This window comes from Streptomyces sp. NPDC006450 (assembly GCF_040612195.1).
Taxonomy (GTDB): domain Bacteria; phylum Actinomycetota; class Actinomycetes; order Streptomycetales; family Streptomycetaceae; genus Streptomyces.
On record NZ_JBEXPT010000074.1, the window covers coordinates 26,831 to 34,490 of the forward strand.

The window sequence follows — 7,660 nt, forward strand, 5'->3', positions numbered from 1 at the left end:
CGGGCCCGACCGTGGAGATCCTCTGATGACGAACCCCGCCGAGAGGCTGGTCGATCTGCTCGACCTGGAGCAGATCGAGGTCAACATCTTCCGGGGCGCCAGCCCCCAGGAGTCCCTCCAGCGCGTCTTCGGCGGCCAGGTCGCCGGCCAGGCGCTGGTGGCTGCCGGCCGCACCACGGAGGGCGACCGGCCCGTCCATTCCCTCCACTCGTACTTCCTGCGCCCGGGCATCCCCGGAGTGCCGATCGTGTACCAGGTGGAGCGGGTGCGCGACGGGCGCTCCTTCACCACCCGCCGGGTCACCGCGGTCCAGCAGGGCAAGACCATCTTCAACCTGACCGCCTCCTTCCATCACCCGGAGGAGGGCAGCATCGAGCACCAGCTGCCTCCCCGCCTCGACTTCCCGCACCCGGACGCGCTCCCGAAGGTCGTGGACGAGATCCGCGAGCACCTGGGCACGCTGCCGGAGGCGCTGGAGCGGATGGCCCGCCGCCAGCCTTTCGACATCCGGTACGTGGACCGGCTCCGCTGGACCCCCGAGGAGCTCAAGGACGCCGACCCGCGCAGCGCCGTGTGGATGCGCGCCGTCGGCCCGCTGGGCGACGACCCGCTCGTGCACACCTGCGCCCTCACCTACGCCAGTGACATGACCCTCCTCGACGCCGTGCGCATCCCCGTGGAACCCCTGTGGGGCATGCGCGGTTTCGACATGGCCTCCCTCGACCACGCCATGTGGTTCCACCGGCCGTTCCGGGCGGACGAGTGGTTCCTGTACGACCAGGAATCCCCCATCGCGCACGGCGGCCGGGGCCTGGCCCGCGGCCGCATCTACGACCTCGAAGGCAAGCTGCTGGTGTCGGTGGTGCAGGAGGGGCTCTTCCGCCCCTACGGCGCCAAGGCCTCCAAGCCGCCCGTGTCGCCGCAGTAATCCCTCCCGTCCTCGAAGAACTGAGCCCGACCATGCCCGATCCGGCCACGCCGGCCCTCCCCTGCCCCTGCGGGCTGCCCGCCACCTACCCGGAGTGCTGCGGCCGCTTCCACTCCGGCGAGCGGCAGGCGCCCACCGCCGAGCTGCTGATGCGCTCCCGCTTCAGCGCCTTCGCCGTCGGCGACACCGCCTACCTCCTGCGCTCCTGGCACCCGACGACCCGGCCGGGCGTGCTCGACCTGGATCCCGGGCAGCGCTGGGAACGGCTGGAGATCCTGGCCACCGAGCGCGGCGGGATGTTCGAGACGGAGGGCTCTGTGGAGTTCCGGGCGCACTACCGCGAGGGCCGGCACACCGGCTCGCTGCACGAGCACAGTTCCTTCGCCCGGGAGAACGGGGCCTGGGTCTACGTCGGCCCCCTCTCCCCCGTCGACTTCGACTGACCCCTCGCTCCGGTCAGGGCGAAGGCCAGGCTGGTGCGGTACCAGTCGATCTCGTCCGGTGGCCCGGCCCGCAGCAGCCGGGCCGCCACCTCGGCGGCCGCCGGAACCTGCGGGTGCCCGAAGGGCAGGGGCGGGGCGAGTGCCCCGAGCAGGATCCGCTCCGCCGCGTCGGGCACGGCCCTGCGCACGTCGTCCTCGGGGAGCACGGAGGCAAGTACGGCAGCCCGCTCCCAGGGACCGGCGGTCCGTTTCAGCAACAGCCCGACATGCCGCTCGCGCCACTTCCGGGGTCGCAGGTCGGCCCTGGCCTCGATCAGCTCCCGGTCCCCCGGCGGCGCGCTCCCGCGGAGCATCCCCGGCTCGCGGGCCCCGAAGTCCCGTAGCTCCGCGGCCAGATAGAGCCACACCACCGCCCGGTAGCGGTTGATCCGGTAGCCCACCGGAACGAGGTGTCCGCAGCGTGCGAGCCGGGTGAACCTGCTCGGTCCGGCCCCCAGGACGGCGGCCGCGGCACCCGCTCCCGCGACGGTCTCCACGCGCTCGCGCAGCACGCCGGGGAATCCCTCGGCCGACCGGACCCGGTCCAGCTCGGTCCGGGTGTACCGCGCGGCCCCGGCGGCCCCCTGGGGCCCGGCCCGTACGATGCCCAGCTGGACCGCGCGGGCGAACTCGCCGCGGTTCAGCCCCAGTTCCCCCGCTGCCCGCCCTCCGCCCAACAGGTCGGTGACCTCTCCGCACTCCGCCACCACGGTCGGCGCCATGTGCGGTACCTGCGGCGCCTGCGTAACCCGCGGTGCCTGCGCTACCTGAATCGTCTGCGTCATCGCCCTCTCCCCACCCGAATGACTACCGTGTGTGAAGAACGTAACGCAGAGCGACGACACCCCGCAGTGCCTGTGGACAACTCGGAACGGGCCGAGTGTGCGCGCGAGTGCGCCTCTTACCCGCCTCAGCCGCCGGTGATCCGCCGCTCCGCCACACCCAGGTGCTCCCCCACCCGGTTCACCAGCAGCGTCATCTCGTACGCCACGTGCCCGATGTCGGCCTCGGAGGCGCTCAGCACGCACAGGCAGCTGCCCGCACCCGCCGCCATGACGAAGAGGACCCCGTCGTCGTACTCGACCATCGTCTGGCGGACCTCACCCGCCCTGAAGTGCCGCCCCGAGCCCTTCGCCAGGCTCTGCAGCCCCGCCGCGACGGCAGCCAGGTGCTCCGCGTCCTCCCGTGCCAGCCCCGCGCTCGCGCCCGTCACCAGGCCGTCGTTGGACAGCACCACCGCGTGCCGCACCTGCTGCACGCGCCGCGTCAAGTCGTCCAGCAGCCAGTCGAGCTGCTTGTCCAGCGCCATATACAGTCCCTCCCCGTCGACGCGGCCGGTCCGGCCGCGCCCCACCCCGCATAGTCGTGCCGCCAGCCTTCCCCACCAGCTGCTTTCCGGCAAGGAGGATGGACCCATGGTGAAGAAGATGACTCAAGAGGAATGGCGGGAGTTCGTCTCCCACTCCACCCGCACCGGGAAGCTGTCCACCGTCCGTGAGGACGGAAGCCCTCACATCGCTCCCATCTGGTTCGTCCTCGACGGCGACTCCCTGGTGTTCAACACCGGGAAGGACACCGTCAAGGGGCGCAATCTGGCCCGCGACGGCCGCGTCGCGCTCTGCGTGGACGACGACCGGCCGCCCTTCTCCTACGTCGTCCTCCAGGGCCGGGCAGAGATCAGTGAGGACCTGGACGCGATGCTCCCCTGGGCGACCAGGATCGGCGCACGCTACATGGGAGAAGAGCACGGCGAAGCCTTCGGCCGCCGCAACGCCGTCCCCGGCGAACTCCTCGTGCGGGTCTTCATCGACAAGGTGATCTCGGCCGCCGGCGTGGCCGACTGACCGCACCCCCGCATCCCCCGCACGCCCTATCCCCGCATCCCCCGCTCCACCCCTCCCGCCGCGGGCCGGTTCACACCGAATCGGCCCGCGGTGCCACCGACTCCAGCAACCGCGCCGTGTGTACCCGCCCCGCGTACTCCACGAGCCGGATCAGCACCTCCTTCCCGGAGTCCTTGTCCCGCGCGTCGCACAGCACCACCGGCGTCCCCTGATCCAGATCCAGCGCCCGCGCGACCTCGTTCGAGGCGTACCGCCGTGCGTGCGCGAAGCAGTTGACGGCCACCACGAAGGGGATCTTGCGGTGCTCGAAGTAGTCCACCGCCGGGAAGCAGTCCTCCAGCCGCCGCGTGTCGGCCAGGACCACCGCGCCCAGCGCGCCCTGCGACAGCTCGTCCCACAGGAACCAGAACCGGTCCTGCCCCGGGGTCCCGAACAGGTAGAGCGACAGCCCCGACCTGATCGTGATCCGCCCGAAGTCCATGGCCACCGTGGTCGTCGTCTTCTGGTCGACGCCACCCGTGTCGTCGACCAGCTCCCCGGCCTCGCTGAGCAGCTCCTCCGTCCGCAGCGGCCGGATCTCGCTGACCGAGCCGACGAGGGTCGTCTTCCCGACGCCGAAGCCGCCCGCCACGAGTATCTTCAGCGCGAGCGCCGCCAGTTCCTCTCCGCCCTCGGCGGCCGGCGCCGGCCCGTTGTCCTGCAGTCCCATCACAGCGCTCGCAATCCCTCGATGACTTCACGCAGAATCCGCTCGTCCGGCAGCTGTGCAGGCGGTACCGGCCGGCTGACCTTGACGTGCCCGGCCTCCAGCAGGTCCCCGAGCAGTACGCGCACCACGCCCACGGGCAGGTCGGCGTCCGCCGCGAGCTCGGCCACCGACTGGGTCTCGTCCCGGCACAGGCCGAGCAGCGCGCGGTGCTCCGGCCCGAGCAGCGACTCGGCCGCCTCGTCCGTTCCCGCCGGGTCGACGACGACCAGCGCGATCAGGTCGAACCGGACCCCGTGGGGTCCCGGCTTCGTGCGTCCGCCGGTCATGGCGTACGGACGGACGAGCGGGCCCGCGTCGGCGTCGTACCACTGGCCGTTCGTGCTCAAGGCCGCCGCCCTCAACCGGCGGCCGGCGGCCGCGCCGCGAACCGGGCCGGGGTGTACAGGTGCTCGCCGACCCGCTTGACCAACCGGGCCATCTCGTAGGCGATCAGCCCCATGTCGGCGCCGGCCCCGCTGAGCACGGCCAGGCAGGATCCGTCTCCGGCGGCCGCCACGAAGAGGAAGCCTTCGTCCATCTCCACCATCGTCTGGCGCACGGCCCCGGCGCGGAAGTGCCTGCCCGCTCCCTTGGCCAGGCTGTGGAAGCCGGAGGCCACGGCCGCCAGGTGCTCGGCGTCCTCCCGGCTGAGCGCGCTGGAAGCGCCCACCGCCAGGCCGTCGTTGGACAGGACCACGGCGTGCCGGACCTCGGGCACCCGGACCACGAGGTCGTCGAGGAGCCAGTCGAGTTCGCCCGACCTGCGGACCCCGTCGAGGTCGATCCTCTGATGTTCGATCATCATCGTGCTCCTTCGCCTTCGCCAGTACTGCTTGTCCCGCCTGCGCCGCCCGAACTGCCCGGACCGTCCAGGCCGTCCGCGCCGGCCTCGCTGCTCGCCTGCGTGCCCCGCACCCAGCCCGCCCGGTACGCCGCCATCCGCTCGCGCGCCTGCTCGGGGCTGCGGCCGCGCGGTTCCTCCGCCCCCCGGACACCGGCCGGGGGCTTGGGCGCGGGAGCCTCGCGCAGTTGCGGGACGAGGCTCGCCTGCCGGACCCGGCGCGGCAGTTCGGTGACCGAGGCGGCCGGGCCCGAGGGGGCCGATGGGCCCGAGGCGGCCGATGGGCCCGAGGGGGCCGCCGTGACCGCCGGGGCGGGCGTACGGGGAACCGCGCCCGCGGAGCCGCGCGGCCGCAGCGGGGCCACCGCGGAGGGCCGGGGCTCCTCCGGTACGGGGCTGCGGTCCGGGACCGGGACCCCGCGCACCTCGTCCCGTACGACGCCGATGGCCTGGGACGGCTCCCTGAACCGCTCCCGGGCCGGTTCGGTGACCGGCTCGCGGGCCGGGGCCGCGGGTACCTGCTCCTCGGGCTGCGGTGCGGCGGCCGTGAGAGCGCCCTGGAGCAGGGAGTTCGGGAGCAGCACCACGGCGGTGGTGCCGCCGTAGGGTGACATGCGCAGGTGCACCTTCACACCGTGGCGGGCCGAGAGGCGGCTGACCACGAAGAGCCCGAGCCGGTCGCTGTCGAAGAGGTCGAGCGCCTCGGACTGCTCGATGCGCCGGTTGGCCTCCTGGAGGGTTTCGCGGCCCATGCCGAGCCCCCGGTCCTCGACCTCCAGGACGTAGCCGGCGCCGACGGGTTCTCCGCTGACCCGGACCTTGGTGTGGGGCGGGGAGAACTGCGTGGCGTTCTCGATGAGTTCCGCGAGCAGGTGGGTGAGGTCGGCGACGGCTCCTCCGACGACGGCGGCCTCGGCCAGCTGGCGGACCTCGACGCGCGGGTAGTCCTCGATCTCGGAGACGGCGGCCCGTACGACGTTCGTCAGCGGGATCGGCATCCGCCAGGCGCGACCGGGGGCGGCGCCCGAGAGGATGATCAGGCTTTCCGCGTGCCGCCGCATGCGGGTGGTGAGGTGGTCGAGGCGGAAGAGGTCGCCGAGCTCGTTCGGGTCGTCGGCGCGCCGCTCCATCGAGTCGAGCAGGGTGAGCTGCTTGTGCACCAGGACCTGGCTGCGCCGGGCGAGGTTGACGAAGACCCCGCTCACGCCGCTGGCCAGCTCGGCGCGCTCGACGGCGGCGCTGAGCGCGGCCCTGTGAACCGTGGCCAGGGCCTCGCCGACCTGGGCGATCTCGTCGTCGGCGGCCGGTCCGCGCGGGGTTTCGGCGGACACGTCGAATGTCTGGCCGGCCCTCAACCGGTTCATGGCCTGAGGGAGTTTGCGGTGCGCGATCTCCAGTGCGGCGTTGCGCAGCGAGACCAGTTCGACGACGAGGGCCCGGCCGATGCGGACCGAGATGACGAGCGAGGCGGCCACGGCGGCCAGGCCCAGGGCGACGGCGGCTCCGGCGGGACTCAGCGCGCCCGCGCCGAACGGGTCGGCGCGGTCCGCGGACGCCGCATGGGCGGCGTCCGCGATCTCCCGCATCGAGCCGGCGACGGAGATGTAGGCCGCCTCCCAACCGGGGGGCGGTCCGACGACCCCGGCACCGGCGGCGACCGCAGTGGCCAGCGCCCGGTCCTCGGCCCCGGTGAGGTCGGCGTAGGCGGCGCTCTTGGCCACGGCCTGCCAGGCGTCCTGCTGGGCGGCGGGCAGGTCCCGGGCGGCGGAGGCGGTCAGGGCGCGCCGGGTCTCGACCGCGCCGGTCAGCCGGCGAAGCGTTTCGGCGGTGCGCGGCCCCTGCGCCGTCAGCAGGGCGTCCTCCCGCGAGAGCTGCTCCCCGGCCCGCGCGAACTCCAGCAGGACCCGGGCGTCGACGCCCAGTTCGGCGTCCTGGCCTCCTCCGGAGAGGGCGCCGCCGACCTCCAGCGCCGCGTCGATGACCCGGGTGTACGTCTCGTACGCCGCTTCCGGGGTCGCCCGGCGCCCCGCGACGTCCTCGCGTGCCGGACCCAGCCCCTCGGCCGCGGCGACGAAGGCGCGCAGCCGGACGACGATGTCGCTGCGGTAGTCGCCGGAGTCGGCCACGGTGTTGCTGTCGCCGAGCCGCAGTGCCCGTACGGCTCCGTCGGTGCGGCGCGCCTGGTCGTCCAGGGCGGCGCTCTGGCCGGGGGCCTGGGCGGCGGCCGCCTGGCCACCGGTGGGGTCGGCCAGCAGCCGTACGGCCGTGCGCCGTTCGGCCTGCAGCGCCGTGACCGCGGTCTCGACCGGTCCCCGTAGTTCCCGGTCGACGCGCTGCGCGCGGCTGAGGCGGGCGACGTCCTGGGCCGCGTCGACGGTCGCGAAGGCCCAGAGGGCGAGCAGGGAGACCACCGGCACCATCAGCAACGAGACGATCTTCGCCCGGACGGTGGCGGGGCGCAGCCGCAGGCGCGGACCCCGGCCACCGCCCCCGGCCGCGCCGGCTATCGCCGCGAGCCCGCCGGAGCCTTCGTGCTCCACGGGCTCCCGGGCGGGCGGTCCGGCATGTGCCCGGCGGCCCGGCCCCTTCCCGCGGCCCCCCGCCGGCGCGGGCGCGGGCGGCCGCGACGCCGCTGCTTCCGGTGTTCTGCGGGGTCTGCGCATGGGCTCCTCGTTCCGGGCGGTGCGTACGTACGTGACGGTCGCGGGGCGGTGGCGGTGGCGGGGGCGGGGGCGTGCCGGGTGCGGGGCGGTGGCGGGTGCGGGGCGGTGCCGGGTGCGGGGCGCGGCGGCGCCGCGCCCCTCAGTCCACGCGGGG

General features: G+C 74.0%; 9 protein-coding genes. 3 read left to right on the plus strand and 6 right to left on the minus strand.

The features are described from left to right. Positions 1 to 25: 25 nt before the first annotated feature. Together ABZY57_RS21380 and ABZY57_RS21385 are read left to right on the plus strand one after the other, a co-directional pair. Entirely contained in the window at positions 26 to 928 is a 903-nt protein-coding gene (locus ABZY57_RS21380; protein ID WP_356514178.1) for an acyl-CoA thioesterase II, read from the plus strand. 32 nt (positions 929 to 960) lie between these two features. Beyond that, entirely contained in the window at positions 961 to 1,371 is a 411-nt protein-coding gene (locus ABZY57_RS21385; protein WP_356514179.1) for a YchJ family metal-binding protein, read from the plus strand. Here the strand turns inward: ABZY57_RS21385 and ABZY57_RS21390 are convergent. Beyond that, entirely contained in the window at positions 1,335 to 2,132 is a 798-nt protein-coding gene (locus tag ABZY57_RS21390; protein WP_356514181.1) for a DUF6397 family protein, read from the minus strand. The genes ABZY57_RS21385 and ABZY57_RS21390 overlap by 37 nt on opposite strands. A 188-nt stretch (positions 2,133 to 2,320) precedes the next feature. Then, entirely contained in the window at positions 2,321 to 2,719 is a 399-nt protein-coding gene (locus ABZY57_RS21395; protein WP_243340556.1) for a roadblock/LC7 domain-containing protein, read from the minus strand. Between the two features lie 106 nt (positions 2,720 to 2,825). Here ABZY57_RS21395 and ABZY57_RS21400 point away from each other — a divergent pair, with 106 nt between their 5' ends. After that, positions 2,826 to 3,254, plus strand: coding sequence for a PPOX class F420-dependent oxidoreductase (locus ABZY57_RS21400; RefSeq protein WP_356514183.1), 429 nt, complete (start codon positions 2,826 to 2,828; stop codon positions 3,252 to 3,254). Positions 3,255 to 3,324: 70 nt separating this feature from the next. On the opposite strand, the gene ABZY57_RS21405 is transcribed toward ABZY57_RS21400, so the two are convergent. From ABZY57_RS21405 to ABZY57_RS21420, 4 genes are all read right to left on the minus strand, one after another. Then, positions 3,325 to 3,963, minus strand: a complete 639-nt coding sequence (locus ABZY57_RS21405; RefSeq protein WP_356514189.1) for an ATP/GTP-binding protein — start codon at positions 3,961 to 3,963, stop codon at positions 3,325 to 3,327. After that, positions 3,963 to 4,289: a DUF742 domain-containing protein gene (locus ABZY57_RS21410; protein WP_254381858.1), complete on the minus strand. Its 327-nt coding sequence runs from the start codon at positions 4,287 to 4,289 to the stop codon at positions 3,963 to 3,965. The genes ABZY57_RS21405 and ABZY57_RS21410 overlap by 1 nt, the downstream gene beginning before the upstream one ends. Positions 4,290 to 4,360: 71 nt before the next feature. Next, complete coding sequence (locus tag ABZY57_RS21415) at positions 4,361 to 4,804, minus strand: roadblock/LC7 domain-containing protein (RefSeq protein ID WP_356514185.1); 444 nt, start codon at positions 4,802 to 4,804, stop codon at positions 4,361 to 4,363. Next, on the minus strand, positions 4,804 to 7,506 hold the full coding sequence (locus ABZY57_RS21420; RefSeq protein ID WP_356514191.1) for a nitrate- and nitrite sensing domain-containing protein: 2,703 nt from the start codon (positions 7,504 to 7,506) through the stop codon (positions 4,804 to 4,806). The genes ABZY57_RS21415 and ABZY57_RS21420 overlap by 1 nt, the downstream gene beginning before the upstream one ends. Between the last annotated feature and the right edge of the window lie 154 nt (positions 7,507 to 7,660).

Bases quoted from the DNA above. Each gene is read 5' to 3' on its own strand.
- ABZY57_RS21385 (WP_356514179.1), top strand. From the start codon at position 961: ATGCCCGATCCGGCCACGCCGGCCCTCCCCTGCCCCTGCGGGCTGCCC.
- ABZY57_RS21380 (WP_356514178.1), top strand. From the start codon at position 26: ATGACGAACCCCGCCGAGAGGCTGGTCGATCTGCTCGACCTGGAGCAG.
- ABZY57_RS21390 (WP_356514181.1), bottom strand. From the start codon at position 2,132: ATGGCGCCGACCGTGGTGGCGGAGTGCGGAGAGGTCACCGACCTGTTG.
- ABZY57_RS21410 (WP_254381858.1), bottom strand. From the start codon at position 4,289: ATGACCGGCGGACGCACGAAGCCGGGACCCCACGGGGTCCGGTTCGAC.
- ABZY57_RS21405 (WP_356514189.1), bottom strand. From the start codon at position 3,963: ATGGGACTGCAGGACAACGGGCCGGCGCCGGCCGCCGAGGGCGGAGAG.
- ABZY57_RS21400 (WP_356514183.1), top strand. From the start codon at position 2,826: ATGGTGAAGAAGATGACTCAAGAGGAATGGCGGGAGTTCGTCTCCCAC.
- ABZY57_RS21395 (WP_243340556.1), bottom strand. From the start codon at position 2,719: ATGGCGCTGGACAAGCAGCTCGACTGGCTGCTGGACGACTTGACGCGG.
- ABZY57_RS21420 (WP_356514191.1), bottom strand. From the start codon at position 7,506: ATGCGCAGACCCCGCAGAACACCGGAAGCAGCGGCGTCGCGGCCGCCC.
- ABZY57_RS21415 (WP_356514185.1), bottom strand. From the start codon at position 4,804: ATGATCGAACATCAGAGGATCGACCTCGACGGGGTCCGCAGGTCGGGC.